The 26584-nt window shown below is 60.5% G+C and carries 25 protein-coding genes and 2 pseudogenes; 19 read left to right on the top strand and 8 right to left on the bottom strand.

Annotation, left to right across the window (positions count from 1 at the left end):
* Window positions 1-15: 15 nt before the first annotated feature.
* The 16 genes and pseudogenes from AAIS01_RS06005 (at window position 16) to AAIS01_RS05930 (ending at window position 16647) form a co-directional block, all read left to right on the top strand.
* Window positions 16-1128, top strand: coding sequence for a DUF2169 family type VI secretion system accessory protein (locus tag AAIS01_RS06005; RefSeq protein ID WP_343468238.1), 1113 nt, complete (start codon window positions 16-18; stop codon window positions 1126-1128).
* Window positions 1125-2165 (top strand): hypothetical protein, encoded by a 1041-nt coding sequence (locus AAIS01_RS06000; protein WP_343468237.1) that lies wholly within the window; start codon window positions 1125-1127, stop codon window positions 2163-2165. Before AAIS01_RS06005 ends, AAIS01_RS06000 begins: the two co-directional genes overlap by 4 nt.
* A pseudogene (locus AAIS01_RS05995) lies at window positions 2165-2585 on the top strand (DUF4150 domain-containing protein); the annotation flags it as partial. The gene AAIS01_RS06000 and the pseudogene AAIS01_RS05995, both read left to right, overlap by 1 nt.
* Window positions 2586-3145: 560 nt before the next feature.
* Window positions 3146-3862: a hypothetical protein gene (locus tag AAIS01_RS05990; protein ID WP_343468236.1), complete on the top strand. Its 717-nt coding sequence runs from the start codon at window positions 3146-3148 to the stop codon at window positions 3860-3862.
* On the top strand, window positions 3862-5124 hold the full coding sequence (locus AAIS01_RS05985; protein ID WP_343468235.1) for a TIGR02270 family protein: 1263 nt from the start codon (window positions 3862-3864) through the stop codon (window positions 5122-5124). Before AAIS01_RS05990 ends, AAIS01_RS05985 begins: the two co-directional genes overlap by 1 nt.
* A 75-nt stretch (window positions 5125-5199) precedes the next feature.
* Window positions 5200-5979 (top strand): SDR family NAD(P)-dependent oxidoreductase, encoded by a 780-nt coding sequence (locus AAIS01_RS05980; protein ID WP_343468234.1) that lies wholly within the window; start codon window positions 5200-5202, stop codon window positions 5977-5979.
* Between the two features lie 127 nt (window positions 5980-6106).
* On the top strand, window positions 6107-6556 hold the full coding sequence (locus tag AAIS01_RS05975; protein ID WP_431191905.1) for an MFS transporter: 450 nt from the start codon (window positions 6107-6109) through the stop codon (window positions 6554-6556).
* Window positions 6557-6686: 130 nt separating this feature from the next.
* Window positions 6687-7706 carry a LacI family DNA-binding transcriptional regulator gene (locus tag AAIS01_RS05970; protein WP_092398276.1) on the top strand — a complete coding sequence of 340 codons (1020 nt, stop codon included), beginning with the start codon at window positions 6687-6689 and terminating at the stop codon, window positions 7704-7706.
* On the top strand, window positions 7690-8694 hold the full coding sequence (locus AAIS01_RS05965; RefSeq protein WP_343468233.1) for an ABC transporter substrate-binding protein: 1005 nt from the start codon (window positions 7690-7692) through the stop codon (window positions 8692-8694). The genes AAIS01_RS05970 and AAIS01_RS05965 overlap by 17 nt, the downstream gene beginning before the upstream one ends.
* Before the next feature lie 48 nt (window positions 8695-8742).
* Window positions 8743-9564 carry an ABC transporter permease gene (locus AAIS01_RS05960; protein ID WP_343468361.1) on the top strand — a complete coding sequence of 274 codons (822 nt, stop codon included), beginning with the start codon at window positions 8743-8745 and terminating at the stop codon, window positions 9562-9564.
* Window positions 9561-10355: an ABC transporter permease gene (locus tag AAIS01_RS05955; RefSeq protein WP_343468232.1), complete on the top strand. Its 795-nt coding sequence runs from the start codon at window positions 9561-9563 to the stop codon at window positions 10353-10355. Before AAIS01_RS05960 ends, AAIS01_RS05955 begins: the two co-directional genes overlap by 4 nt.
* Entirely contained in the window at window positions 10352-11383 is a 1032-nt protein-coding gene (locus AAIS01_RS05950; protein ID WP_343468231.1) for an ABC transporter ATP-binding protein, read from the top strand. Before AAIS01_RS05955 ends, AAIS01_RS05950 begins: the two co-directional genes overlap by 4 nt.
* Window positions 11384-11408: 25 nt before the next feature.
* The gene (locus AAIS01_RS05945) at window positions 11409-12239 is read left to right on the top strand and encodes a phosphodiesterase (RefSeq protein ID WP_343468230.1); all 831 of its coding nucleotides are present in this window, start codon (window positions 11409-11411) and stop codon (window positions 12237-12239) included.
* Between the two features lie 178 nt (window positions 12240-12417).
* Window positions 12418-13737, top strand: a complete 1320-nt coding sequence (locus tag AAIS01_RS05940) for an OprD family porin (RefSeq protein WP_343468229.1) — start codon at window positions 12418-12420, stop codon at window positions 13735-13737.
* Window positions 13738-13921: 184 nt separating this feature from the next.
* Window positions 13922-14395: a (2Fe-2S)-binding protein gene (locus tag AAIS01_RS05935; protein WP_343468228.1), complete on the top strand. Its 474-nt coding sequence runs from the start codon at window positions 13922-13924 to the stop codon at window positions 14393-14395.
* A 12-nt stretch (window positions 14396-14407) separates the two neighbouring features.
* Window positions 14408-16647, top strand: a pseudogene (locus AAIS01_RS05930) (xanthine dehydrogenase family protein molybdopterin-binding subunit).
* 49 nt (window positions 16648-16696) lie between these two features.
* Here the strand turns inward: AAIS01_RS05930 and AAIS01_RS05925 are convergent.
* The 4 genes from AAIS01_RS05925 to AAIS01_RS25650 all read right to left on the bottom strand — a co-directional run bounded on the left by AAIS01_RS05925 (window position 16697) and on the right by AAIS01_RS25650 (window position 20505).
* The gene (locus tag AAIS01_RS05925) at window positions 16697-17605 is read right to left on the bottom strand and encodes an AraC family transcriptional regulator (protein ID WP_343468227.1); all 909 of its coding nucleotides are present in this window, start codon (window positions 17603-17605) and stop codon (window positions 16697-16699) included.
* Window positions 17606-17849: 244 nt separating this feature from the next.
* A complete protein-coding gene (locus tag AAIS01_RS05920) occupies window positions 17850-18596 on the bottom strand; it encodes a YkgJ family cysteine cluster protein (protein WP_343468226.1) in 747 nt (248 codons plus the stop codon).
* A 214-nt stretch (window positions 18597-18810) separates the two neighbouring features.
* Window positions 18811-19650: a hypothetical protein gene (locus AAIS01_RS05915; protein WP_343468225.1), complete on the bottom strand. Its 840-nt coding sequence runs from the start codon at window positions 19648-19650 to the stop codon at window positions 18811-18813.
* A gap of 147 nt (window positions 19651-19797) precedes the next feature.
* The gene (locus AAIS01_RS25650) at window positions 19798-20505 is read right to left on the bottom strand and encodes a methyl-accepting chemotaxis protein (RefSeq protein ID WP_431191908.1); all 708 of its coding nucleotides are present in this window, start codon (window positions 20503-20505) and stop codon (window positions 19798-19800) included.
* A 988-nt stretch (window positions 20506-21493) separates the two neighbouring features.
* Between AAIS01_RS25650 and AAIS01_RS05905 the strand changes: the two genes are divergently transcribed.
* Window positions 21494-22642, top strand: a complete 1149-nt coding sequence (locus AAIS01_RS05905; protein WP_343468223.1) for a MalY/PatB family protein — start codon at window positions 21494-21496, stop codon at window positions 22640-22642.
* A 189-nt stretch (window positions 22643-22831) separates the two neighbouring features.
* On the opposite strand, the gene AAIS01_RS05900 is transcribed toward AAIS01_RS05905, so the two are convergent.
* Window positions 22832-23236, bottom strand: coding sequence for a VOC family protein (locus AAIS01_RS05900; protein ID WP_343468222.1), 405 nt, complete (start codon window positions 23234-23236; stop codon window positions 22832-22834).
* A gap of 154 nt (window positions 23237-23390) precedes the next feature.
* Here AAIS01_RS05900 and AAIS01_RS05895 point away from each other — a divergent pair, with 154 nt between their 5' ends.
* On the top strand, window positions 23391-24248 hold the full coding sequence (locus AAIS01_RS05895; RefSeq protein ID WP_343468221.1) for an SDR family oxidoreductase: 858 nt from the start codon (window positions 23391-23393) through the stop codon (window positions 24246-24248).
* A 68-nt stretch (window positions 24249-24316) separates the two neighbouring features.
* On the opposite strand, the gene AAIS01_RS05890 is transcribed toward AAIS01_RS05895, so the two are convergent.
* From AAIS01_RS05890 to AAIS01_RS05880, 3 genes are read right to left on the bottom strand one after another with little or no spacing between them, the layout of a single operon-like run.
* Window positions 24317-24763, bottom strand: coding sequence for a DUF421 domain-containing protein (locus tag AAIS01_RS05890; RefSeq protein WP_343468220.1), 447 nt, complete (start codon window positions 24761-24763; stop codon window positions 24317-24319).
* Window positions 24764-24770: 7 nt separating this feature from the next.
* Window positions 24771-25289, bottom strand: a complete 519-nt coding sequence (locus tag AAIS01_RS05885; RefSeq protein ID WP_343468219.1) for a hypothetical protein — start codon at window positions 25287-25289, stop codon at window positions 24771-24773.
* An 8-nt stretch (window positions 25290-25297) separates the two neighbouring features.
* Window positions 25298-25798 carry a CinA family protein gene (locus AAIS01_RS05880; RefSeq protein WP_343468218.1) on the bottom strand — a complete coding sequence of 167 codons (501 nt, stop codon included), beginning with the start codon at window positions 25796-25798 and terminating at the stop codon, window positions 25298-25300.
* A 163-nt stretch (window positions 25799-25961) separates the two neighbouring features.
* On the opposite strand from AAIS01_RS05880, the gene AAIS01_RS05875 reads away from it, so the two are divergent.
* Complete coding sequence (locus tag AAIS01_RS05875; RefSeq protein ID WP_343468217.1) at window positions 25962-26573, top strand: Yip1 family protein; 612 nt, start codon at window positions 25962-25964, stop codon at window positions 26571-26573.
* Window positions 26574-26584 lie beyond the last annotated feature (11 nt).

Genomic DNA, 26584 nt, shown 5'->3' with positions numbered 1-26584 from the left:
ACAGGTCAGCGACCTATGGAACTGCTCAACGCCAGCAAACTGCTTGCTGCCTATACCCTGGGCCTGGGGTCCGATGGGCGCGAATCCTTGGTCGTGGTGGCCAAAGGTACGTTCAGTCTACCGCTGGACGGCCGCGCCGCGACCCTCGCAGAGACCCAGCAACCGCTGCTGATGGCCGACACCTTCCTCGGCGAGCCTGGTCTGAGCCCCCCGTTGCAGGAAATGGATTTCGCCCCAGTCAAACCATGCTGCGATGTGCTGGTGTGTGGCAAGGCCTATGCACCCGGTGGACGGCCGGTGACGCAGTTGGCCGCCGGCATTCGCGTCGGTCGGGTGAGTAAGGCTTTTTCCGTCCTCGGCCCCCGACAATGGCAACAAGGGCTCCTGGGCGTCTCTCCCGGCTTGCCGCAACCTTTTACCGAACAAAGCATCTCCTACGCCCAGGCCTATGGTGGCTCTCATCCCGTGGCGAATGCACCGCAAATGCGTGACTGCTATCCGGATAACCCAAACGGTTGCGGCTGGTACTCACGCCGCATTAATAGCTCCGACATCGTCGGCATGCCCATGCCGAACACCGAGGAACTGGGCAAGCCGATCGACAGCCCCTTTGGCGACTTCCGCCCCATGGCCCTCGGCCCACTCGGGCGTAGCTGGCCGCAGCGTGTCCGCTACGCCGGTACTTATGACGATGCCTGGCTGGCCGACTGCTTTCCGTTTTTGCCAGGGGATTTCGACAACCGCTATTTTCAGGCAACGCCTGAGGATCAGCAGCTCGATTACTTGCGCGGCGGCGAAGAGGTGTTGCTGCTAAACCTCACCGCCCAGGAGCGCGCAGGCTTTCGCATTCCCAAAATGGACGTTCCGGTGACCTTTTTCCTGAAAAAAGGCGGTCATGAGACGGTGCACGCGATGATCGATACTCTGCTGATCGACACAGACGCTCGCCAGGTGCAGTTGACCTGGCGTGTTTCTCGTGCGCTTCGACGCAACATGTTCGAGATTGCCCAAGTGCTGGTCGGCACTGTGTCCACGGGCTGGTGGCGCGCCCGTGAGTTGGGCAAGGAGTATTACCCGTCGCTCGGCGCCCTGGTCAAAGCCACGCGTGCCCCCAAGGAAACGCCGTGATGAGCGCTCTTTGGATCATTGGCTCCGGCATGGTCAGCGCTGTCGGCCTCAGCGCACCGGCAAGCTGCGCGGCGATCCGCTGCGCCATCGACAACTTCCAGGAAACCCGCTTTATCGACAGCGGCGGCGAATGGCTGATCGCCGCCAGCGTGCCCTTGGAACAACCGTGGCTCGGCCGCACCAAGCTGATCAAGATGGCCAGCCGAGCAATCGCCGAGGCACTGCAGAGCACCCTCGGGGTCGATCCACACAAAACGCCGCTGCTGCTGGGTGTCGCGGAAGCCGAGCGCCCCGGCCGCCTCGCCGGTCTCGATCAGGGGTTGCTGCACGCCATCGAAGCCGAGCTGGGCCTGCGTTTTCATCCCGACTCGTCCATCATCGCCCGTGGCCGGGTCAGTGCCGCCGTGGCCCTGCTCAATGCGCGCACGCTGATTCATCAGGGCGGCCATCGCCACGTGCTGATTGCCGGCGTCGACTCGTTTCTTGAGGGAGCGACCCTGGCCGCCTTCGAAGAACGCGAACGTCTGTTCACCAGTCAGAACTCCAACGGTTTTATTCCCGGCGAGGGGGCCGCCGCCGTGGTAATCGCCGCCCCCTTTGCCAGCGATCAGCCGCAATTGGCCTGCATCGGCCTGGGTTTTGGCATGGAGCCAGCCACGGTGGAGGCCGAAGATATCCCGTTGCGCGCTGAAGGCCTGACCCAGGCCATACGCGCTGCGCTGAACGAAGCCGGCTGCGGGTTGGAGCAGATGGATTATCGTCTGACTGATATTTGCGGCGAACAGTACTACTTCAAGGAAGCCTCTCTGGCCCTGAGCCGCAGCCTGCGGGTACGCAAAGAGTTCTTTCATCTCTGGCATCCGGCCGACTGCATCGGCGAAGTCGGCGCCGCCATCGGCCCGGTGATACTCGCCGTGGCACTGGCCGCCTGTCGCAAGGGCTATGGCGAAGGGCCGAACATCTTCTGCCACCTGGGCAACGACGCCGGCCAGCGCGCGGTCGCGCTACTCAGTTATCAGACCGCGAGGGCTGCCTGATGGCCAATGAGGTTTTTGCCAACAATCGGGAGATTTCCTGCAAGGCGGGAGACGGAGTATCGATCGCCAGGTTTCCGGATGTCTGCTTCACCCCACCTCAGGCGCCGCCTACCCCGCTGGGTGTACCCATCCCCTATCCGAATACCGGTTATGCAAAAGACACGTCGCGCGGCAGCCGAACGGTCAGGATCAGTGGTAAAGAAGTCATGCTCAAAGACCAGAGCTACTTCAAAACCAGCACCGGCGACGAGGCCGGCAACGCGCCCAAGAAAGGTATAGTCACCAGCAAGATCAAGGGTAAGGTGTATTTCGTTTCATGGTCGATGGACGTCAAGTTCGAGGGGCAGAACGTCGACCGGCACCTGGACCTGACCACTCACAACCATGCGTCGATGCCAGCCCAGACGCCCCCGGGCCCGACCACTGACGGCGTCGCCCAGGATTCGTCCTGCCCTCATACCAACCTCAAGCGTGACCCACCCAAGGACGAACACGAGATCAACCAGCAGGTGCGCATCAGTCGACAGAAAAAATTGCAGCAGCGCAAGGAGCAAAAGCTGGATCGAATGGTGGACAAGGCCAACAAGGCCAATAGCCCCAGTGAGAAGCAGGAGCTGTTCGAGGCGGCGCTGAAATACGACACCCTGATCAAGGGTGAGCGCTTCGAGGTAAAAGTGGCTGAGCAGACCCAAGCGAAGGAAGTGGCGGTCAAAATAACCTGCCGGGACTGCGGCCTGGTGATCCAGGAGTTCGACGTGGTGACGCGTGAGGGTGTGGTCAAGGAGTGCAAGGCGAGCTGGGGCCAGGTCGGGCTCTCACAGTTCAAGCGGGAAGAACAGTTGGCACAGCGACCGGATGTGTTTGGCCCGGGAACCGTCGTGCACGTCGCCGTCCCGAAAGGCCAGCGGAGTAACCTGGAAAAAAAGTTCGGGAAGGAAAACAAGCCACACATGTCCGGAAAGATTCAGGAGCACTAGCGTATGGCGTTTTCGTATCCGATATCGCTCCATTTCCCTTCGCTACCTCGGGACAGTCTGAGAGGGAAGTTGCTGGCCGTGATTACGGCGTTGAAGACCCGACACATCATGGCCGCGAAATTGCCGGACTGTGTGTCAGAGTTGGTAGTAGACCCTGTTTCCGGCGAGTGGCTCGATACTGCCTCGATCGCGACCGACTGTGTGTCTCTGGAACAATGTCTGCAGCGGTATCGCTGGCTGAGCCTGGAGGTAGAGCTACGGCTCGGACAGGGACGTTATTTCGCGGCGCTGTGCAGTTTTCCTGATGGCGAAGGAACGGATCGCGGCGGGCTCCAGTTTAATTTCAGCGACCGTGCGTTTCCGGCAATCTTTGAGTTTGAGGACGGTACGGACGGTCAGTTCGATGCCGAGGTCAAGCGTGACTTCCTGGCCGTGTGCATGACGGTCGTGCGGCAGGTGGATGTCGAAGCATTCATCCTGCTTGCGGATCAGGGCAAGTTCCACAGCATCTCGCTGGATGAAATCATGCAGCGCCTCACCGCGCCGCAAATGAGTCTTCACGGACGCAGGCCGGGATCGATCACCGGGGTGCGCGAGCGCTATTTGTCCGCGCAACGGATGCGTGAGCTGTGGGAATTGCCCGAAGATGATCCGCGCTGTTTCAATGCGGCCGGCTATACCGTGCTGGACATGATCCAGCGGTTCGCGTGGAAGGATTGATGGACGGCGTGGTGGCTCAGACGGTCGCCCTTCACGCCGAGGAAGTTTCTTTTCTCAGCATGCTTCGCGGCTACGCCGTACGCGCCTCGCACTACGACCTGCAAGAGCTGCGCAAACTCGACCTGCGCATCGAGGCGCACATCGACGGCCTGGCCATCGCTGGCCAGGTGGGCTACGACACCTTGCTGGCCCAGATTGGACCAGACGCTGTCGGCGAGATGTTTGCCTGCGTGGTGCTGGCCTTCCAGTCGGCCGATGGGAAAATGTTGTCGTGCCTTAGCGAGCACTTACGACATGCGCCGGAAACAGAACGCGGTTATTTGATGGCCTTGGGGTGGCTCGACTGGGAACGGGTATCGCCCTGGATCGACCGTATGCTCGCCTCTCCCTCCCCGCTGTTCCGTCACCTCGGTCTGGCCGCCTGCGGCATGCATCGCCACGACCCTGGCCCCGCCCTGCTTGCCGGACTTTCCGATGCCGACCCCAGCGTGCTGGCACGGGCGACCCGTACGGCCGGCGAACTGCGCCGGCGTGACCTGCTGCCGGCGATTCGTACCCATCGTCTGCATGAGAATGCGGCCACACGCTTCTGGGCCAACTGGGCCACCGCACAGATGGGCGACGCGCAAGCCCTGGAGCCATTGCGCCAGTTTGCCGAGCAACCGGGCGAATTCCAGTACCGCGCACTCTGCGTATTGCTGGCCTGGCAGGAACGCGAACCCAGCATCGCCTGGATACGCCAGTGGGTACAGGATCCCCGGGATCGGCGCATCGGCATCCAGGCCCTTGGGCTGCTGGGCGATCCAGTCTGTGTACCGTGGTTGATTCAGCAGATGAGCGACCTGCCCTATGCCCGGGTCGCCGGTGAAGCCTTCAGCCTGATCACCGGCGCTGACCTGGCGTTGCTCGACCTGGAATTGCAGGCCTTGCCGGTTTTCGATGCGGGTCCGAACGACAACCCTGAAGACCCCAATGTCGCAATGGACCCCGATGAAAACCTGCCCTGGCCCGACCCGCAGGCAATCGAAAGATGGTGGCAAGCCAATAGCGGACACTTCCCGGCAGGTACTCGTTATATGCTGGGATTGGCCCATAGCGAACACAGCTTTCAGCAAGCCCTTATCCACGGCCAGCAACGCCAGCGCATCGCCGCCGCCTGCGGCATCGCCCGCTATCGACCGACCGAAGTGCTTTTCCCCACCAGCGCACCGGCCCGACGGCAAAAGCACCTGTTGGGGAGGACGGGGGTGTTCGGGTGTTGATCAGGGTGTTTATATAGCTCAAACGCAACTCAAGCTCCGACACCTGATCATCACTTGCACCCCTCTGGAGACGCCATGCCAAACGCAACCGGACAGAACCCTGTGGCCCTTGTCAGTGGGGTGGGAAGTGAGATTGGGATCGGCATGGCCATCGCGCGCAGGCTGGGTACTGCAGGTGCCAGACTGATCGTCACCGCCAGCAGTGCGCGAATCAATGATCGAGTCGCAGAGCTGCGTGCCGAAGGATTCGAAGTTCAAGGGCGGGCCGTCGATCTTACCGATGAGCATCAGGTGCGCGAGTTTATCCTATGGGCAGAGTCCGTCTGGGGGCAGATCGATATTCTGGTCAACAACGCGGGCATGGCCATGCAAGGAAGCCCGGAGTTTTTTTCCGACTTGGAGACCATGGATCTGCACACCTGGAACCTTACCCTGGCGCGAAATCTGACCACGGCTTTTCTGCTTACCCAGGGCGTTCTGCCTGGCATGCGGGCGCGTCGTTACGGGCGCATAGTAAACATCAGTTCCACGACCGGCACCCGCTGCAGTAACCCCGGTGAAGCGGCTTACAGCGCCGCAAAGGCCGCGATGGTTGGAATGAGCATGAGCCTGGCGCTTGAAGTCGCCCAGCAAGGGATTACCGTGAACAGCGTCGCTCCCGGCTGGATCACCACGGGGTCGACCACTGCCGAGGAAGCCAAGGCGGCAGAATACACGCCGATGGGCCGGGCCGGACGTCCCGAAGAGGTGGCCGCAGTGGTTGCTTTCCTTGCGTCTTCAGAGGCGAGCTACCTCACTGGCGAAGTCATCGTGGTGGATGGCGGAAACTGCCTGGTCGAGAACAAGGCCCCTTGACCTGTATCCATGGCCAGCACCTTTTCCCTGTGGGAGCGAGCTGGCTCGCGATGAAGGCTGCCAATCCAGCATCCCTGTCACTGAACCACCGCGATCGCGAGCAAGCTCGCTCCCACAGGGGGCCGAGGTGCTCGCGATCATAGTGGGCCAGTCACTTGAACAATTCGCTGCTCATGAAATCAATGAACCCCGCAGTTTCGGTGATCGCCATCTACGGGCATTGACCCTTGCCAGCACGGCACTGTTCGCCATCTCGGCCCTGATACTGGGTGCCATGAGCGCCAGCCCTGCTGCGGTCTACATCGCGGCGGCGGCCTGGGGAGTCGCTTTTGGCGGGGCCGGCACGTTGTTCCAAACGGCAATCGCCAAAACGGCCGGAGACGCGGCGGATCTCGCCCAGTCGATGCTGGTCACGGCCTGGAACGTCGCCATTGCCGGTGGCGGGATCGTGGGGGGCATTCTGCTCGATCATCTGGGTGTCGTTGCGTTTGCGCCTGTGCTGGTCGCGCTCTTGCTGCTGACGTTGGCGGTGGTGTGGTCCGCCAGGCAGTACGGGTTTACCGCAAACACGCGCTGAGCATGCGCCCTGGATAATCCTCAACGAAAGACCTCTGCAACTGACATCAAATCGTCATCATTGCGTCGCCGAAACGCCATACGCCCTGAGTAATGTCCTCGCCAATGAGATCGATCTCAAGCGAGTGACAATGACTGATTTGAAAGAAGTTGCACGGCTGGCAGGGGTTTCGCGGGCGACCGCGGCGCGAGCCTTTGCCTCCCCTGAAGTGGTCCGTCCGACCACCCGGGAACAGGTCTTCGCCGCGGCGCGGCAGCTGGGTTTTCGGCCCAATCGTCTCGGCCGGCAACTGCGCCTGCAGGTGACCAAGCTGATCGGTGTCGTGGTGCCCAACCTGCTCAATCCGGTGTTCGCCGAGCAGTTTCAGGCGATGGAGCGCGCTGCGCGTGCCCACGGCTACAACTTGTTGTTGGCAACCACCGACTACAACAGCGAGCGCGAAAGCGCAGTGGTTGAGGAGTTGTTACGTCAGCGTGTCGACGGGTTGGTCCTCACGGTAACCGACGCCGAGAGCAACCGGGTGCTGCAAAGCCTGGACAGTGAGGACACGCCCTTTGTGCTGGCTTATCACCAGCCGGGTAATCCGGATTACAGCGCGGTGTCGGTGGACAACCGCGCAGGCATGGCGCTCGCCACCCGTTATCTGCTGGAGGCGGGACACACTCGGATCGGCATGGTCGCCGGCCCTGCCCTGCAGTCCGACCGTGCTCGCCTGCGTTATGCCGGTTATTGCGAGGCAATGCGTGGGGCCGGTCTCGCCAGCCTGCCGGTGATTGAAATGCCCGCCCATACCCAGGCGGACTTCGCCGCCATCGAGCCGCTATTGCATGGCCCCCAGGCGCTCAGTGCGCTGGTCTGTTCCAACGATTTGCTGGCCATCAGCTTGATCGCCGAACTGCGCCGCAATGGCTGGCAAGTGCCCCGGCAACTCTCGGTCATCGGCTTTGACGGCATCGCCCTCGGCACCCAAATGCACCCGACGCTGTGCAGCGTTGTTCAGCCCATCGAGGCACTGGCCTGCACCGTGATTGATCAATTGTTGGCGCAGATTGCTGGCGCCACCCCGGTTTCCCATTGCCTGCCTTGTCATATCCGGCCGGGCGAAAGCACTCAACCCTACGAGGAGACGCTTGATGATCCACTTGCGTAAAACCCTGGCGACACTGCTGTTATGCGGCGCGGCCAGCCTGGCCCAGGCCGGCGAAACGGCCATTTGCTACAACTGTCCACCCGAATGGGCCGACTGGGGCACGCAGCTCAAGGCGATTGCCGATACCACTGGCGTGCAGGTTCCGCTGGACAACAAGAACTCCGGACAGTCATTGGCGCAACTGGTCGCCGAGAAAGCGGCGCCGGTGGCGGACGTGGTGTATTACGGCGTGACGTTCGGTTTGCAGGCGCAAAAAGCCGGGGTGGTCGGCACGTATAAACCCAAGGGTTGGGAGCAGATCCCGGCGGGTTTGAAGGATCCCGAGGGACACTGGTTTGCCATTCACTCCGGCACCCTGGGCATCATGGTCAACGTCGATGCCTTGGGCGGCCTGCCCGTGCCACAAAGCTGGGCCGACCTGCTCAAGCCTGAGTACAAAGGCATGGTCGGCTATCTCGACCCGTCCAGTGCTTTCGTCGGTTACGTCTCGGCGGTAGCGATCAACCAGGCCATGGGCGGCAATCTGGATAACTTCGCTCCAGCCATCGACTACTTCAAAAAGCTGGCGAAAAACTCGCCGATCGTGCCCAAGCAAACGGCTTATGCGCGGGTGCTGTCCGGTGAGTTGCCGATTCTGGTGGACTACGACTTCAACGCCTATCGGGCTCGTTACAAAGACAAGGCCAACGTTGCCTTTGTGATTCCCAAGGAAGGCAGCATCAGCGTGCCTTACGTGATGAGCATTGTTGACAATGCCCCCCATCGGGCCAACGCCGAGAAGGTCCTGGATTTCGTTTTGTCCGAGCAAGGCCAGGCGCTCTGGGCCAAGGCGTACCTGCGGCCGGTGCGGGCAATGAAAATGCCGGCCGACATCGCCGCGCAGTTCCTGCCCGACAGCGATTACGCCCGGGCCGGCGTGGTCAACTACGAGCAGATGGCCGCCGCGCAGGAAGCCTTTTCCGCACGTTATCTGAGCGAGGTCAAGTAAGTGACCGTCTCGGCAGTAAAAGCCCGGGACGTACGCTCGGGCTGGGCCATGGTGCCGCGCTTGCGGCCGACCGCTGCCTGGGCGCTTGCGCCCGCGGCGGCGGTGCTGTTCGCCTTCTGGTTGTTGCCGCTGGCGCACCTGGTCTTGCTCGGTGGGCAACGTCGCGATGGCAGCGACAGCGGCTATTGGCAGGTGCTGAGCAGCGCGCAATACCTGGGCAGCCTGGTGCAGACCTGCCTGCTGGCCCTGGCAACGACCCTTGCGGCGTTGTTGGTGGGCGGCTTCAGTGGTTTTTTTCTCAGTCGCCAGCGTTTCTTCGGCCGTTCGGTACTTGTCGCTTTGTTGACCTTCCCGCTGGCATTTCCCGGCGTGGTCGTTGGTTTCCTGGTGATCCTGCTGGCCGGCCGCCAAGGCTTGTTCGCCACCCTGGGGCTGGCCCTGGTGGGTGAGCGCTGGATTTTCGCCTACTCGTTGATGGGCTTGTGCATCGGCTACCTGTACTTCTCGATTCCGCGGGTGATCCTTACGGTGATGGCTGCTTGTGAAAGCCTGGATCGCAGCCTGGAAGAGGCCGCTCGTTCACTGGGGGCCAATCATTGGCGTGTGCTGTGTGACGTCATTGTTCCCGGCCTGGCGCCAGCATTGGTCTCCTGCGGGGCGATCTGCTTTGCCACCTCCATGGGCGCGTTTGGTACCGCCTTTACCCTGGGTACCCGGCTCAACGTGACGCCCGTGGCGATCTACAACGTGTTTACCAACTACGCCAATTTCGCCGTGGCCGCTGCGCTGTCGGTGGTGTTGGGGCTGGTGACCTGGGCGGTCCTGTTGCTGGCCCGGCGGCTGGCCAAAAATTCGAGGACAGTCTTGTGAAACGCTCAACCCTGTTTGTCGGGCAACTGGCGTTTACCCTGCTGGTGTGCGCATTCATGTTGGTGCCGGTGGTGATGTCGCTGCTGGCCGGGCTGACGCGCAATTACTTCCAGGGTTTGTCCAGCGGCCTGACCTTCGACTGGCTGGTGCAAGTCTGGCAGGCGTATTCGCCGACGGTCTGGCTGTCCCTGCAGTTGGCCGTCGCCTGTGCGCTGTGTGTTTGTGTGGTGGGGGTGCCGGCGGCTTACGCACTGGTACGGATGAACAACCGCTTCAGCCGTGCGTTCGAGGAACTGATGGTATTGCCGGTGGCGATGCCGGGTCTGGCCAGTGCCTTGGCATTGCTGCTCACCTATGGTCAGTTCGGCGGGTTTCGCAGCAGTTGGTTATTCATTCTCGTCGGCCATGTGCTGTTCACCCTGCCCTTTCTGGTGCGACCGGTGATGGCGGTGATGCAACGCCAGCACCTGCCGGTCCTGGAAGAAGCCGCCGCCAGCCTGGGCGCCGGGCCGATCCGGCGCTTCTTCAGCGTGGTGGTGCCCAATTGTCGGGCAGGGATTCTCGCCGGGGTCTTGATGGTCGTCACCCTGTCGTTGGGTGAGTTCAACCTGACCTGGATGCTCCACACCCCGATGACCAAAACCTTGCCGGTGGGCCTGGCCGACAGCTATGCCTCGGCCAGGCTGGAAGTCGCCAGTGCTTACACCCTTATATTCCTGTTGATGATTGTGCCGCTGCTTGTTGCATTGCAGGCCATCAGTGCGCGCCTTTCCCATGGAGCAAATCGATGAGCGGAACCACTATTCGCCTGAAGGGTTGTCGCAAGGCGTTCTCTGACGGCACCGTTGCCGTACATGACCTGGACCTGACCATTGAGGCTGGAGAAACCCTGGCGATCCTCGGCCCGTCCGGTTGCGGTAAGACCACCACCCTGCGCCTGATCGCAGGCCTCGAGCGCCCGGACGTGGGCCAGGTTCTTTTTGGCGACAGTGACGTCACCCGCCTCCCCATCGAACGTCGCGACGTGGGCATGGTGTTCCAGAACTATGCGCTGTTTCCCAACCTGGATGTGGCCGGCAACATCGTCTATGGCCTGAAAGTTCGCGGTGTGTCCCCCGCCGAGCGCAACAAGCGCTGTTCGGAGTTGCTGGAACTGGTCGGCTTGCAGGATCACGGCAAGCGCAGCATTCACGAATTGTCCGGCGGCCAGCGCCAGCGGGTCGCCCTCGCCCGTGCCCTGGCACCCAGGCCCCGGGTGTTGTTGCTCGACGAACCGTTGGCGGCGCTGGACGCGCAGTTACGTGAACGCCTGCGCAGCGAATTGGCCCAGTTGCTGCGCGGTTTGGGCATTACCGCCGTGTTCGTCACCCACGATCAGGGCGAAGCCATGGCACTGGGGGATCGCATCCTGGTCATGGAGCACGGCCGCGTCGCGCAACTGGCCAGCCCGCGGGACATCTATCAGCAGCCTGCCAACGCTTTCGTCGCTCGTTTTGTCGGCAACCTCAATGCTTTTTCGGTGATCGAGCACACCCCCCATGGCCTGAAAGTCAGTGGCGGTGAGTTGCCCTGGAATGACGCCGACTTGCCCGCCACGGTCTATTGCCGCCCCGAGCATTTGCGGGTGATGGACAGCGAAGGCCATCTGCACGGGCGTCTGGTGGGCCAGTTTTTCCAGGGGGCTCAAAGCCGTCTGCTGGTGGATGTGGGGGCGGCTCAACCTTTGCTGGTGGACAGCACCGATAGCGCTATCCACGCCCCCGGCGCCCTGATTGCCCTGGCCGTCGAACCACAAGCGCTGTTCACCCTGTCATCGTGATCGTTGTGTTTTCAGAGGGCTTATTTTGAATCATCCGTTTCTCATCGCGCAGATCAGTGATCTGCACCTTAAAGCCGGGCAAAAACTGACTTACGGCGTTGTCGATACCCTCGCTGCATTGCGTCGCGCGGTTGATCATTTGAACACCCAGGTGCCGCGTCCCGACATCGTGGTGGTCAGTGGCGACCTGGTGGACTTCGGCCGCCCTGATGAATATGCCGCGCTGCACCCTGAACTGGCGCGCCTGCACATGCCTTGCTACCTGGTGCCTGGTAACCACGACAATCGCGAGCATTTGCGGGCGGCATTTGCCGACCACCGCTACCTGCCGATACGGGCTGACGCCCCCCTGGACTGGGTGGTGGAGGAGCATCCGATACGCCTTATTGGCCTGGACTCCACCATCCCCGGCGCCCATGGCGGTCAACTCCTGGACAGCCAATTGCGCTGGCTCGATGAACAACTGGCCTGCCGCCCCGATGCGCCGACGCTATTGGTGCTGCATCACCCGCCGTTCGTAAGCGGCATTGGCCATATGGACCGTGAACCCTTCATCAACGCGGCGGCACTGGAGCAGGTCATCGCCCGACACCCGCAGGTGGAGCGCTTGCTGTGCGGGCATTTGCATCGGCCGATGCAACGGCGTTTCGGCGGCAGCCTGAGTTGCGTGTGCCCCGGTACCTCGCATCAAATCGTCCTGGACCTACAGCCCACCGCTCCCGCGCATTTCAATCTGGAACCGCCCGGGTATCTGCTGCACCACTGGCAGGGGCAGGCACTGGTGACCCATAACGGCGTGTTTGGCGAGTATGCCGGACCGTATCCGTTTTATGACGCTCATGGATTGATCGACTGATAACCCAGGGACTTTCACTGATGGCTTGCTTTGGAGATTTAATCCCTACCCCACTCTATTTATTGAAGATTTTCTAACGAGTTATTGACCGCATCGGCCAGTCATGTGATTGGCCGAGGGCTTCCTGCTGCCTTTTCACTGTGCCCGGAACAGAGGTTCCGCGCTGGAGTTCGTCCTGATGAAAGCTCTATTCAACGTACTGAGTTTATTAACCGGCGGCGTGAGTATTGTCCTGAGCCCGTTGGCCTCTGCTGATTTTATCAGCGACAGTAAAGCCAACTTGAGCTTGCGCAATTTGTACTTCAACAATGACAACCGTGACGGTACCGCCGCACCCTCGAAGACTGAGGAATGGGGCCAGGCCTTCATGCTCAATTATCAGTCCGGTTTCACCGACGGCACTGTGGGGTTTGGTCTGGATGCCATCGGCCTGCTGGGTTTGAAACTCGACAGCGGCGCGGGTCGCCATGTAGGCAGCTCGATGTTTCCCAACGACGGTGACAAGGCTGCCGACCAATGGGCTCGTCTCGGCGCAACGGCGAAGATGCGTGTCTCCAAGACCGAGCTGCGCTACGGCACCTTGCAACCGAAACTGCCGATCCTGGTGTCCAACGATGGCCGCCTGCTGCCGCAAACGTTCGAAGGTGGCCAAGTCACCAGCAATGAAATTGACAACCTGACGTTCACCGCCGGCCAACTGGAGCACGCCACCGGGCGTGCATCGAGTGACCGCGCAGGGCTGGCGGTGGCGGGCGGCAGCCAGGAAAGCAATAAATTTACCTTTGCCGGTGGCGACTACAAGCTGACCAAGGATCTGACTGCGCAGTACTACTACGCCAATCTCGAAGACTATTACCAGCAGCACTTCGCCGGTTTGTTGCATATGTTGCCGCTGGGCGAATACGGCTCGCTGAAAACCGACTTGCGCTACTTCAAGACCACCTCCGACGGCAAGAACAGCAGCGCCGCCGGTCGCGCCAGTGGTTACAAACTGGGCGGTTACACCAAGGACGGTAGCGGCGAAATCGACAACGATACCTGGAGCGCGGCGTTCATTTACTCGCTGGGTGGCCATGCCATTACCGCCGGCTATCAAAGCGTGTCCGAAGACAGCAACTTTGTCCAACTCAACCAGGGTGGCCTGGTGGATAAAGGCGAAGCCGGCGCCAGCCTTTACCTCTACACCGACCGGACCATTCAGACGTTCATCCAGGCGGGTGAGCGCACGGCATTTGCCCAGTATGCCTACGACTTCGCAGCGCTTGGCGTTCCGGGCTTGAAGGCGTCGGTGATGTACCTCAAGGGCGACAATATCCAGACCGCCAGCGGCCAGGACGCCAGTGAATGGGAACGCGATATCTCCCTGGACTATGTGATCCAGAGCGGTACATTGAAAAACCTGGGTTTCGGCTGGCGCAACGCGATGTCCCGAAGTGAAGTGGCTCGCGACCAGGACCAGAATCGCTTGATCGTGAGTTACAGCATTCCCCTGATGTAAGCGTCCAGCGCCATTCAGGGCCAGGGAGTGGAACTTGCGTGAAACTCTCCTGGCTCTCTATAGCGCTTGCCCAACGTCGGCCGATTCGCACGATTGGGCAATCATCCGCGCGGATTATGCAATCAGCCCCCCGAATTGCTTCCTATAGTTAACCAGAGCCAAACCTTCCGGAGCTGGAACCGCTATGAGCGCCCTCAACATCAATGGCCGTGAATATACGGTCGACGTAGACCCAGGCACCCCGATTCTCTGGACCCTGCGCGACACGCTGGGCATGACCGGCACCAAGTTTGGCTGCGGCGCCGCCTTATGCGGCGCCTGCACCGTTCATCTGGATGGACAGGCCATTCGTTCGTGCGTAACGCCAATTGCCGCCGCCCAAGGCAAGAAGATCACCACCATCGAAGCGGCCACCGATGGCAGTGACCCGGTCGGCACCGCCGTGCATGAGGCCTGGGTCAAACACGACGTGGCGCAGTGCGGCTACTGCCAGAGCGGCCAGATCATGAGCGCGACGGCGTTTCTCAAAGCCCAACCCAAGGGCAAGCAGCCTACGGCGGCTGAAATCGATTCGGCGATGGCCGGCAACATTTGCCGCTGTGGCACTTACGCGCGCATCCGCGTGGCTGTGGCCGATGCCGCCAAGACCCTTGCCTGACCGGAGTTCGCCATGTTGAACGAGATTTTTCCAGACGAGATCCCCCGCGCTTTGCAGCACATGCTTGAGCGTGATCAGGCTGAGGGCCTCACCACCCTTCCCCGCCGCAGTTTCCTCAAGATCGTCGGCATCGGCGGCCTGGCCTTGGGTGCGTTTCCTCACCTGGCCCTGGCGCAAGAAGCCAGCGGCGGCGTGACAGCGCCCCTCAAGCCGAATCAGCAACCGTCGGCATTCGTGCAGATCGCGCCCAACGGCGAAGTCACCGTGACGATCAACCGGTTGGAGTTCGGCCAGGGCGTGCAGACCAGCCTGCCGATGATTCTTGCCGAAGAACTCGATGCCGACTGGAGTCTGGTGCGAGCCCGCAACGGCAACGGTGACGCGGCTTACCAGGATCCGATCTTTGGTATGCACCTCACCGGTGGCTCCAATTCGATCAAGAACAGCTATACCCAGTACCGCGAACTGGGCGCGCGCGCCCGCGCCATGCTGCTCGCCGCGGCGGCCGCGCGCTGGAACGTCGACGCCAACAGCCTGAGCACCCAGGCCGGTACGGTACTCGGCCCAGCGGGCCGTAAAGCCAGCTACGGCGAATTGGCCGAGGCCGCTATGGCGCTGCCGGTGCCCGAAAAGGTGACGCTCAAGGACCCCAAGGACTTTCGCATCATTGGCCATGCCACCACGCGCATCGATGCCAAGGCCAAGAGCAGCGGTCAGCAGGACTTCGGCATCGATATGCATCTGCCTGGGCAACTCACTGCCGTGGTTGCTCACCCGCCAGTGTTCGGTGCCAGAATCGCTTCGTTGGATGACAGCGCCGCCCGCGCCACCCAGGGCGTGAAAGCTGTGCTGCGCGTGCCGCTGGACGGTGGCGCTGAAGGTGTCGCGGTGCTCGCCGATGGGTACTGGCAGGCGAAGCTCGCCCGCGATGCCTTGAAGCTGGAGTGGGACCTGGCGTCCGTCGAAAAGGTGGACAGCGAAAAACAATTGCTCCAGTACCGGGAGCTGGCCGGTCAACCCGGCCCACTGCGCTTCGATGCCGACATGACGCCGCTGGCAACCGCAACGCATCAACTGGAAGCCGAGTTCGTATTCCCCTATCTGGCTCACGCCCCCATGGAGCCGTTGAACTGTACGGTGAGCTCAACGAAGGCCGCGCCGAACTGTGGGTCGGTACGCAGTTTCCCGGCGGCGACAGTGCAGCGGCCGCGAAGGTACTGAACCTCAAACCCGAGCAAATCCAGATGAATGTGCAGACGGCCGGCGGTGGTTTTGGCCGGCGTGGCGTGCCCACAGGCGACTTCGTCGTGCTGGCTTGCGAGGTGGCCAAGGCCGCCCGTGCTGCGGGGCTCAATGCCCCCGTCCGTACACTCTGGAGCCGGGAAGACGACATCAAGGGCGGCTACTACCGTCCCATGCAACTGCACCGCGCGCGCATCGGTTTTGACGAAAGCGGCAAGGTCCTGGCCTGGGATCACGCCCTGGTCGGGCAATCCATTCTCACCGGCACCGTGTTTGGTGGCCGGGTGAAAAACGGCATCGACCCCACCGCCACGGAAGGGATGCGTGATCCTTATCCGCTGCCGATGCGCCTGACGGTCCATCACCCAAACGTCAACGTCCCCATCCTGTGGTGGCGCAGCGTAGGGTCCACCCATACGGCGTTTGTGATGGAAACCTTGATCGATGAGATCGCCCGTACGACGAAGCAGGATCCGGTGGCCTACCGGATGAAACTGTTCGCCGATCAAAGCCCGCGCCATCGCGCTGCGTTGCAATTGGCGGTGGACAAGAGCGAATACGGCAAACGCCCGCTACCGGCTGGGCATGCCTGGGGCGTGGCGGTGCATGAGTCGTTCAGTTCGGTGGTGGCTTACGTGGTGCAAGCTTCGCTACAGGACGGTCGCCCGGTGCTGCACCAAGTGACCGCGGGTGTGCACTGCAACCTGGTGGTCAACCCGCGCAGTGTCGAGGCTCAGGTGCAAGGTGCCGCGTTGATGGGATTGTCGATGTGCCTGCCCGGTGGCGCCATCACCTTGAAGGACGGCGTCGTGCAGCAGAGCAACTTTGCAGACTTCAGCGTGCCGCGCATCACCGACATGCCGGAGATTGCCGTGCACATCGTGCCAAGCGCCGAACCGCCCACGGGAATGGGCGAGCCCGGCCTGCCGCCGCTGGCTCCGGCCTTTGCCAATGCCATCGCCAGTCTTACGGGCAAGCCATTGCGGGAGTTGCCGTTCAAGATGGCGTAACAGCAACGTGAGGCACGTCTGGTAGCTGCACCGCCAGACCTGCGCCCTGTTACAAACGAATGCGCTTGATATCCCGTTGCGGCGGCTCGCCAAACAGGCGGCTGTACTCGCGACTGAACTGCGAAGCGCTTTCGTACCCAACCTGCCCCCCTGCACTGCTGGCGTCGACGTTCTGGCTGAGCATCAACTGCCGGGCCGCCTGGAGCCGCAGCTGCTTCTGGTATTGCAGCGGGCTCATTCCTGTCACGGCGCGAAAGTGCTGACGAAAGGTAGAAGGGCTCATGTGCGCTTGTGCCGCCAAATCGTCCATGCGCAATGCCTGACGAAAATTGAGTTTCAACCAGGCGACGGTCTTGGCAATGTGTTGGCTGGGCGAGCCGGCGGTGACCACATGAAGCAACTGCGGGCCGTGGGAACCGCTTAACAGGCGAGCGATGATTTCTTCCTTGATCAGCGGAGCCACCGCCTCCAACAATTGGGGCTCTCTGAGCAGATTCACCAAACGCATCAGGGCATCCAGCACCCCGACATCCAGGGGTTGCACGGTAATCGGTCGAAACGCACCATCTTTCATGCGCTGGGACAGGTGCATACGCTCAGCCACTTGCATCACCGTGGCGCTTTCAAATCTCAGCATCATGCCCAGAAATGGCTTGGCGGCACTGGCCTGAGAGATATGTGAAATAACCGGTAGATCTACGCTGGTCACCATGGACTGGCCAGGCACATAGGTCAGGATTTCGTCCCCTATCATGGCTTGCTTGCGGCCTTGCAAAGTGACGCCAATGCCCAAGCCATAGATACAGTGCATGGGGGCGGTGACCGCTTGGCGCCGATGCAGGCTCAAGCCAGGAATGTCGGTAACCCGATCGCCTTCGCTGGATAAAATCTGGCTGACCGCGACGGCCAGGCGGTTGATATCGCCAGCGGTTTGGTCGTGTTCAGTATTGGGTTGCACCTTCAACTCCTTAAACCATCAGCCCCATCGCTGCCCACGGGGCAACCGCGAATGACCTTCGCCGTTACGCAAACAGGGTCAGCATGGCCGCAGTATGGAGGGCCGGCGGTTCGAGTCGCTTGCCTGATCGGCGCAATTTCTTGCACGATTCAACGAGCCGTCCGTGACGCCCGTCGCGCATGGCTAGATATAACAAGATGTTTCAGAAGCGCAGCATGCCCAAAGTGATGACTCCCGCTTGAGCCTACAGCCGGTGGAAGATGTAATCGGTTGAGGGTTGATCGTCCAACGCCACCCCTTTTTGATGCAGTTGGTGGCGTAATGCCGGGGCGTCGACCCGCACCTTCCAATCCGGACCTACTGGAGCAGCTGTTCCGCAGTCGTAGCGATCCAAGGTCTCCAGCAACTGCGCTCGGTCAGGCAGATACACGGCCATCGCGTTACCCTTCCACGCCGCAACGTTCAGCCCCATGGCCTCACACAGTGCAATTTTGGCGTGGGCGTCGTCCCTGTCAGCCTGACGGGAGCGCTCGATCTGATCAGCCAGGAGCGGATCAACCACCCTGTCGGTGAACAAGATGTCACCCTCCTCCCAGACTTCAGGAGGGCAAATTTTGTTTCCGGGGTCCAAGGCAATGAAGGGATTGATTTCCATCGGGTAGATTCGACAGACCAGTGGCCGCTCCTCATAGATACCGCAACGGCCGTCGTCACCGAGATTCCGGCATTGTTCCAACGCGTTGCCCGCCAACACCGCAACGACCCGGATCCTAGCCTCGCCGCTGGTCACTTCCACGGCTCGCTGGGCACTGTGAGTGAACTGATGAGGTTGCGAAACCCACGTCGACTCATCAAACGCCTCCAGTATCACCGCCACCTCATGCCCCCGTTGTAGCCACTGTCTGGTTTCCGCCAGTGTCAGCGGAATCAGACGGCCTTTGCAGCAGATCCCGCAGCCGTTGCAGGCAAACCGGATAGCGTTGTTTTCCATATCAAACACTCACACACATGTTTTCGACCAGACAGGCCTGCCACGCGCATACATCCGTGGCAGGGTCTCAGGGTCGTGAAAGTATGTGGAGCGAAGAACAGATCCGCTTGCCGGATCCGCCGGAATAGTTGCCCGATTCAAGGTGATTTACAGTGGCTGCACTGGGCCGATGTCTCAATGCTCCAGACAGACTCCCATCGGATACTGCAAACCTTCACTTAGCAGCAAATTTATAGGGAATGAAATTCTCTTTTGAAAGCACTGCAGTAAACTCAAAAGTGTCAAAAAAGCAAAAATTTATAATGTATTTTTCTGGATCATTAGTGTCAGGATCGACGACGGTGAGCACATCATAAAAAAACACCTCTTTATGCTCCCCTTTGGCAGACTGGCGATTCAACATCTGACGAAAGTGATCACTGAGCTTTTTTTCTGCGTCAGATGCATCGTCTCTAAGGAAGGTGTGTGGCAATAAAATAACCTTGCCCAACCACGTCCACTTTGCCTCATGGTAAAACAGTCCTTTTGCAATACACTCGAAGAAGTTATCAAATCTTTGTCGATCATAAACAAATGAGCTCGTTTGTTGTTCTTCACCGTTTGCATCCACAATGGTTTCATCTTTCAGGTCGACACTTAACAAACCCAACAAACCGGTGCCAATTCCTGCCTGCGCCATATCTGAAAAGCTCTTCATCCCAGCGACAGGATCACCCGTATGCTTTTCGATGATGTCTAAAATTTTTTTGGCCTGTTGTTTATCCTTAATACAATCACCCAAACGGTTACCTGCATGCCACAACGCCCTCTCGTGAACATCTCTCAGGGGGGCGAGATGCGGCTTATCGTCGAGCTTGGCAGAAGAGAGTAAAATCGCACGAATATACTCATCATCCTTGGACTTTTTTTGGTTATGCAAATCGCAGGATGGAACAGTGATCAACCCGCCTCGTTCGCCCTTGAAAAAGAAGCTTTGCGGAGGCACATGCTCCCACCCCGTAAAGTCCCCCTCGCAGTGATAGCAGTGCACCTGATCGGCTTGGTTTTTGCTCATTCCGTTTACCTCCGTCAACTTTTAACGCCAAAAGCTCCAGGAACAACTCCCCATGTCTGTTGGCACTGCCGATGCAGGGTCAGTACGAAGCTGCCTTGCGTGAAATCCGCCCTGCACTTGTGTATCCGCCAGCGCGAAGCAAGCCAGTCAAACCGCCCCACCTTTGCGATGAAACGCCTGCCCCAACGCCGCCAAGCGTTCCGCCAACGGCGGCAGGCACTGGCTGCTCCGAGTCAAAATGCCGATGTTGTCGGCGTTGCGCTCAGCCACGGTCTGGACACTTTGCAAGCGCTCATTGATGCCCATCGACGCCTCGGACTGTTCTTGGGTGGTGCTGGCGATCAGGTCGTTGAAGTGGTTGATCGCCGCGATGTCTTCCACCACCGCATGCAGCAGTTGCGAGGCGAGTTGGCTGGCCGATACGCAGCGCTGTACCCCTTCCTGGCTGTCTTGCATGGCGAGGGCTGCCTGACGGCTGCCCTGTTGCAGCTTGGCGATGATCTGCTGGATTTCGGTGGTGGACGTCGAGGTCTTTTGCGACAGGCTCCGGACTTCGTCCGCCACCACCGCAAAGCCGCGTCCCTGCTCCCCGGCCCGGGCGGCCTCGATGGCGGCGTTGAGGGCCAGCAGGTTGGTTTGTTCGGCGATGCTGTTGATGACGTCCAGCACCTGGCCGATCTGTTGCGCCTGCTCGGCCAGGCCTTGCACGGTTTCGTTGGTCAGGTTGAGGCGACCGGCCAACTCGACAATTTCCTCGCGGGTCTGGTCAACCGTGCTGCGTCCGCGGTTGACCTGTTCGCTGGCCTGACCGGCGCGTTGAACCGTCTGGTCGACATGCCCGGCAATGCTGTCCATGGCCTGGACCAGATGGCCAATCGCGCCGCTCATCTGCGCCACTTCATTAAGCTGATGCCGGGCGCCGTGTTCCAGTGTCTGGCCGACCTGAGAAAGATCCTCGCCCAAGTCCGAGAGGTTGCGGGTATCGCGCACCACGCCGTCTACCAGGTTGGTGATTTGCTGCAGGAAATGATCGAAACGCTCGGCCGAAGAAACTTTGTCTCCTGGGTTACGTTGGGTCTGGGTGTCACTGCTCAACTGCATGGCGGCGGCCAGCACTTTGTCGAGCACCTCCTGGTTTTCCGTGGCATCGGCCAGGCTCTGGTTCGCCAGGTAAATCAGGATCACGCTTTCCACCACCACGTAGAAGGCGTGAATGAAAATCATGGTCCAGCCGCCGTGGTTGGCCATGACAAACACCGGATAACCCTGATGCTGAAGCCAGTGAAAACCGACGTGGTGAATGGCGATGGTTGCCGCCGCCACGACGATCGGCAGCCAGTCGCGGTAAAACGTCAGGACCGCCAGCAGTACGAAAATCCCGAAATGGAACTCGATCACGCCACGGGTCTGGTTGATGTGCAAGGCGGCCATGACCATCAGCGCCACGGCAATGATGCAACGCATGGACCGAGTGCCGCTCAGGCCACGATAAAGCACGGTGGTCAGCAGGCAGGTCGTCGCCCCTATCAGCAGCGCCTGGCTGAAGGTGGAGTGCAAGAAGGCCAGGCACAGGGAGTAGACAAAAGTGAGCCAGAGCAGCCCCAGCATGATGCGATCAGCTTTACGGTGGTGATCGTTAAAGCGCACGGGCGATGTCATGAGGGCTGTCCTTTTCGGGGGCTTGGAGGGTCCGTTACCAATACTGGCTTCAGGCCTTATCGGCGTCTCGGAATGGAACTGTAGCCGATTACCTGCGATTAGTGGCACTGCGCCACCTTCCTTTTTTCATTGATCTTTGCTTTATGATGTTCGCCATCTCATTCCCAGACCTGATGGAACCACCATGACTTTCGATTTCGACACGGTATTGGAGCGCCACGGTACCGGTAGCACCAAGTGGAGTCGCTACCCCGCCGATGTGTTGCCCATGTGGGTGGCTGACATGGACTTTCCTGCTCCGCCGGTGGTCATCGACGCGCTGCACAAACGCCTCGAACACCCGATGCTCGGCTACAGCGTGGCCCAGGACTCGCTGCGCACCGCCATCGTTGCGGACCTCTGGAACAAGTACGCCTGGCGTGTCGAACCCCAGCAGATTGTATTTCTGCCAGGCGTCGAACCAGGGTTCAACATGGCGCTGCACGCCTTGGTGGAGCCTGCGCAGAACGTTGTGGTACAGGTGCCCAATTACCCGCCGCTGCGCCATGCCCCCGCCCATTGGCAACTGAACAAGGTGGAACTGCCGTTCAACCCGCTCAACGGCGAATTCCACACGCCCCTGGCCGCGCTGCGTGATGCGTTGCACGGCGGCGGCGCACTGTTGCTGAGCAACCCTCACAACCCGCTGGGTAAAGTGTTTAGCCGGGAAGAACTCAAGGCCGTGGCGGACATCTGCCTGGAACAGAATGCCTGGATCATCTCTGACGAAATCCATGCCGAACTGTGCTTCGACGGTCGTGTACACATCCCCACCGCCACCCTCAGCCCGCAGATTGCCGAGCGCACCATCACCCTGATGTCGGCCAGCAAGGCCTACAACATTGCCGGGCTGAAAACTTCATTCGCCATCATCCAGAACGCCAAGGTCCGCGAGCGGGTCAACAGTGCCCGGGCCGGCATGGTCGACAGTGTCAACGCCCTGGGCCTTGAAGCGACCCGCGCGGCCTATAGCGAAGCTGGGCCGTGGCTGGAAGAATTGAAAACCTACCTGCAAGCCAACCGCGACTACCTGGTCGACGCCGTAAAGACCCGTCTGCCAGGCATCACCATGACCGTACCCCAGGGTACTTACCTGGCCTGGCTGGATTGCTCGGGATTGGGGCTGGACGACCCACAGGGCTTCTTCCTGAAAGACGCCAAGGTCGGCCTGAGCGCCGGACTGGATTTTGGCGACGATGCCGGGCAGTTCGTCCGCTTGAACTTCGGCTGCCCACGGGCGCTGCTGGAGGAAGGGCTTGCGCGGATGGAGCGAAGCTTGAAGGCCAGGGGCTGATCACTCCGATTGACTGGAACACATCTGTGGCGAGGGGATTTATCCCCGCTGGGCTGCGCAGCAGCCCCAATGAAAAGCCCATGAGATTAACCTGACACACCGAGCGATCCGTTTTAGGTCTGCTGCGCAGCCCAACGGGGATAAATCCCCTCGCCACAGATAGGTCCACTCCAGCAACAGGATGCTCAGTTAATCGCACATATCCGGCGCATAAACAAAACATAACTTGTTCCCCTCCGGATCCCGGCAGTACGCCCCGAAGTACCCTTCCGAGTACTGGGGACGCGGGCCCGGCGGGCCTTCGTCGGTGCCGCCCAGGGCGATGGCCTGCGCCCAGGCGGCGTGCACGGTGTGCGGTGAGTCGGCGGCAAAACTCACTTGCATGCCATTGCCCCAAGTCGCGGGCAAACCATTGAACGGCAATTGAACGAACACTTGGGGCCAACGCTTGCCGGGTCGATGCCAGCCTTCTCCCGGCGGCCCCGAGTCGTTTTCGCTGGGCAGGCGTACCAACCCGAGGCAGCCCAGCACGGCATCATAAAACGCGACCATTGCTGGCAGGTCCCGCGCGCCGATTTGTATGTGACTGAACATATGGCCTGCTCCTTATTCACATTCGCCCCACATTAAGTCGATGTCGATCGCAAGGCACCTCGCGCTCATCGACCGGCCCCGGAATCCGACCGAACTCTGCCTGAAGGCCCACAGTCCACCCTCCATCGACGATACATCCAGCCTGGAGAATGTCATGACTGACTACCCTACCCCTCCCTTTCCCAAACAAAGCCAACCGGTGCCCGGCACTCAACGCAAGATGGACCCATATCCAGACTGCGGAGAACAGAGCTACACCGGTTCTGGACGCCTGGAAAGCAAAATTGCCTTGATCACGGGCGCCGACAGCGGCATCGGTCGTGCCGTAGCGGTTGCCTTCGCCCGCGAGGGCGCGGACGTGGCCATTTCCTACCTGGACGAACATGAAGACGCCAGGGAGACTGCCCGCTGGGTGGAACAGGCCGGTCGCCAATGCCTGTTGCTGCCCGGCGACCTGGCAGACAAGGCCCAATGCCGCAAGATCGTCGACGAAACCGTCGCCCGTTTCGGGCATATCGACATTCTGGTCAACAACGCCGCGTTCCAGATGACCCACGAAACCCTGGAAGACATCCCCGACGAAGAGTGGGTGCGCACGTTTGATATCAACATCACCTCGATGTTCAGGATCTGCCAGGCCGCCGTCCCGCATATGAAAGCGGGTGGCTCGATCATCAACACCAGTTCGGTCAACTCCGACATGCCCAAGCCGACTCTGCTGGCCTACGCCACCACCAAAGGCGCCATCGCCAACTTCACCGGCGGCCTGGCGCAGATGCTCGGGCCCAAGGGCATCCGGGTGAACAGCGTGGCGCCAGGGCCGATCTGGACACCGCTGATTGTCGCCACCATGCCTGAGGAAGAAGTGCAGAACTTCGGCTCCCAGACGCCCCTTGGCCGTCCTGGCCAGCCGGTGGAAGTGGCGCCGATCTATGTACTGCTGGCTTCGGATGAGGCGAGCTACATTTCCGGTTCCCGGTATGGGATTACGGGCGGCAAGCCGATCCTGTGAGTCAAGCAGTGATACGCAGCTGTTGTGGCGAGGGGATTTAGCCCTCGCCATAAATCATGTGAAGGGGATTACGACTCCTTGGCAATCACCGAAATCTTGCCGTTACGCTCGATAATCGCGAACCTGATCTGCTCCAGCCTCTCGATCCCCTGGCTCGACCGTGCCGCTTCCATGATGTCTTCTTCTATGAGTCGGGCATGGCGCATGCGTGCCTTCAGTATTCGCCCATCCTCCACAATAATGGTCGGGCCGCCGTCAATCAGTTGCGAGACCCATTGGGAGCGTTGCTTGAGCAACGACAAGCCTACATCGATGGCAATCAGCGTCACGATCACCATCAACGAATTGGTCAACGAGAAATCGTCCCCCAGCAACGCCTGCTGAGTGGCCTCACCGATGATCATCAGCAGAACAAAATCAAACGTGGTGATGTCCGCCAGGGAGCGACGCCCAGCGATCTTGAACAGTACCAGCAACGCCATATAGATCGCGGCAGCCCGCAGCACAGAGTCCATACGTCACCTAGGGAAAAATGAATTGATCGAAACTGACCGTCGCGCCCCCGGGCGTGGCAATACGACTGTGATAGAGCCCCAGCCCATCGCCCAGCAGTGACAGATAAAGGCTGGCCTCTCCCTTGGCATCCGCCTGGACCCAAAGCTTCAGGCCCCGCTCCGCACTCGCCGAGCGCACGGGCTGGGGCTGCAGGGTTTGCACCTCGAAACCCTCCAGCCACTGGCCGACCAGTTCCACCTCCAGCACGGCATTGGGCTGCCCCTTCAGATGGATGACCATGGGGTTGGTAGAACCGTTGCGGTGGAACATTTCGTACTCGACGCCGAGTCGGCCATCGCCGCTGTGTACATCTCGAGTGCTCAACGGGCCGCGAGAGAACAATCCAAGCAACGTCAGGATCACCAGCAAAACCAACACGTACCAACCCACCCGCTCGAAACGCCAGACTTTGAGCTGGTAGACCATGTCTTCGCGGACCGGGAACTGGCGGCTGCGCAACTCCTCGGATTCAGTGGGAGGGGTCATGGGGGCTCCTATCTGCGCTCACCCGCCAGCGCGCGTTGATGAAAGTGCCGCAATTGCACAAGCGCATGCTCAGCGGCCCACCGTTGGACCTGGTTGCGACTGCCGAAAAACCTCTCCTGGCGACTGAACAGCGCTCGCTCGCCGCGCATGTCGAACGCCCAGGCAAAACAGACGGTACCGGCCGGAATGCCGTCCATGTCATCCGGCCCGAGAATGCCGGTGGTGGCCACGGCGACGTTGGCATTGGCGTCGCGCAGCGCGCCGAGGGCCATTTCTTCGGCCACTTCACGGCTGGTGAGATTGAAGGTCTCGATGGTGCACGGGTTAACCCCCAGCAAACGTTGCTTCGCCTCTGGGGAATACACCACGTAACCGCTTTCGATCAGCGCGCCGCTGCCCGGCACCTCGGCCAGCAGGGTGACAATCTTACCGGCTGTGCAGGACTCGGCGGTCGTCAGGCGCAGCCCGTGTTCACGCAAGTAATCAACCAGAGAGCAAGCAACGGTCATGGCATACAGTCCTTCAGGGATCTGATGGATTGACCCCGGCCGTGTTGATTCATTCCTTCGGATCGCGCCCCCGCGGGCACTCCAAATAAATGAACCCGCGACCGATCCTGTACCTCAAATCCGTATGGGCCTCACCAGAGGCTGTACTGATCAGGAGGTCGTCATGTCCGCCCCTTTCGTCAAACTGTTCACCCACCCCGAGTTTGCCTGGAAAGACATCCGCGAGCAGGAACAAGCTCACCCGCGCCACTATCTGGCTCACCTGTTGTTACTCGCCCTGATTCCCGTGGTGTGCCTGTTCATTGGGACCACCTGGACCGGCTGGAGCCTGGCTGAAAACGAAACGGTACGGCTAAGCACGGCCAGCGCCCTTCAACTGAGTGTGCTGCTGTACCTGACCATCGTGGCCGGCGTGATGCTCATGGGACTGTTCATTCGCTGGATGTCGCGCACCTTCGAGGCCCGCCCGACGATCAACCAGTGCATTGGTTTCGCTGCCTACACCGCCACGCCTTACTTCCTGGCCGGGATCTTCGGGCTTTACCCCAACCGCTGGCTGGCAGTGATCGCACTGGCGATGGCGTCGGCCTACTCGACCTTTTTGCTGTTTGTTGGCCTGCCCAAGTTCATGAACATCAAGAAGGAACAAGGTCTGTTGTACTCGGCCAGCGTGTGGGGCGTCGGCCTCTTGGTGCTGGTGACCATCCTGGTGGAAATGATCCTGCTGTGGTTCAACGTCTTGCAGCCGGAATACCTGCGCGTTCCGGTGAGTTGACAGTCGGGAGG

The organism is Pseudomonas halotolerans, from assembly GCF_039581215.1.
In the GTDB taxonomy this organism is placed as follows: domain Bacteria; phylum Pseudomonadota; class Gammaproteobacteria; order Pseudomonadales; family Pseudomonadaceae; genus Aquipseudomonas; species Aquipseudomonas tehranensis.
The sequence above is the reverse complement of the archived record's forward strand: the minus strand, read 5'-3'. Positions and strand labels throughout refer to the sequence as shown.

Coding starts and splice junctions, on each gene's coding strand:
- AAIS01_RS06005 (WP_343468238.1), top strand. CDS start 16: ATGGAACTGCTCAACGCCAGCAAACTGCTTGCTGCCTATACCCTGGGC.
- AAIS01_RS05990 (WP_343468236.1), top strand. CDS start 3,146: ATGGCGTTTTCGTATCCGATATCGCTCCATTTCCCTTCGCTACCTCGG.
- AAIS01_RS05985 (WP_343468235.1), top strand. CDS start 3,862: ATGGACGGCGTGGTGGCTCAGACGGTCGCCCTTCACGCCGAGGAAGTT.
- AAIS01_RS05980 (WP_343468234.1), top strand. CDS start 5,200: ATGCCAAACGCAACCGGACAGAACCCTGTGGCCCTTGTCAGTGGGGTG.
- AAIS01_RS05970 (WP_092398276.1), top strand. CDS start 6,687: ATGACTGATTTGAAAGAAGTTGCACGGCTGGCAGGGGTTTCGCGGGCG.
- AAIS01_RS05965 (WP_343468233.1), top strand. CDS start 7,690: ATGATCCACTTGCGTAAAACCCTGGCGACACTGCTGTTATGCGGCGCG.
- AAIS01_RS05960 (WP_343468361.1), top strand. CDS start 8,743: ATGGTGCCGCGCTTGCGGCCGACCGCTGCCTGGGCGCTTGCGCCCGCG.
- AAIS01_RS05950 (WP_343468231.1), top strand. CDS start 10,352: ATGAGCGGAACCACTATTCGCCTGAAGGGTTGTCGCAAGGCGTTCTCT.
- AAIS01_RS05940 (WP_343468229.1), top strand. CDS start 12,418: ATGAAAGCTCTATTCAACGTACTGAGTTTATTAACCGGCGGCGTGAGT.
- AAIS01_RS05935 (WP_343468228.1), top strand. CDS start 13,922: ATGAGCGCCCTCAACATCAATGGCCGTGAATATACGGTCGACGTAGAC.
- AAIS01_RS05920 (WP_343468226.1), bottom strand. CDS start 18,596: ATGGAAAACAACGCTATCCGGTTTGCCTGCAACGGCTGCGGGATCTGC.
- AAIS01_RS05915 (WP_343468225.1), bottom strand. CDS start 19,650: ATGAGCAAAAACCAAGCCGATCAGGTGCACTGCTATCACTGCGAGGGG.
- AAIS01_RS25650 (WP_431191908.1), bottom strand. CDS start 20,505: ATGGACAGCATTGCCGGGCATGTCGACCAGACGGTTCAACGCGCCGGT.
- AAIS01_RS05905 (WP_343468223.1), top strand. CDS start 21,494: ATGACTTTCGATTTCGACACGGTATTGGAGCGCCACGGTACCGGTAGC.
- AAIS01_RS05900 (WP_343468222.1), bottom strand. CDS start 23,236: ATGTTCAGTCACATACAAATCGGCGCGCGGGACCTGCCAGCAATGGTC.
- AAIS01_RS05895 (WP_343468221.1), top strand. CDS start 23,391: ATGACTGACTACCCTACCCCTCCCTTTCCCAAACAAAGCCAACCGGTG.
- AAIS01_RS05890 (WP_343468220.1), bottom strand. CDS start 24,763: ATGGACTCTGTGCTGCGGGCTGCCGCGATCTATATGGCGTTGCTGGTA.
- AAIS01_RS05885 (WP_343468219.1), bottom strand. CDS start 25,289: ATGACCCCTCCCACTGAATCCGAGGAGTTGCGCAGCCGCCAGTTCCCG.
- AAIS01_RS05880 (WP_343468218.1), bottom strand. CDS start 25,798: ATGACCGTTGCTTGCTCTCTGGTTGATTACTTGCGTGAACACGGGCTG.
- AAIS01_RS05875 (WP_343468217.1), top strand. CDS start 25,962: ATGTCCGCCCCTTTCGTCAAACTGTTCACCCACCCCGAGTTTGCCTGG.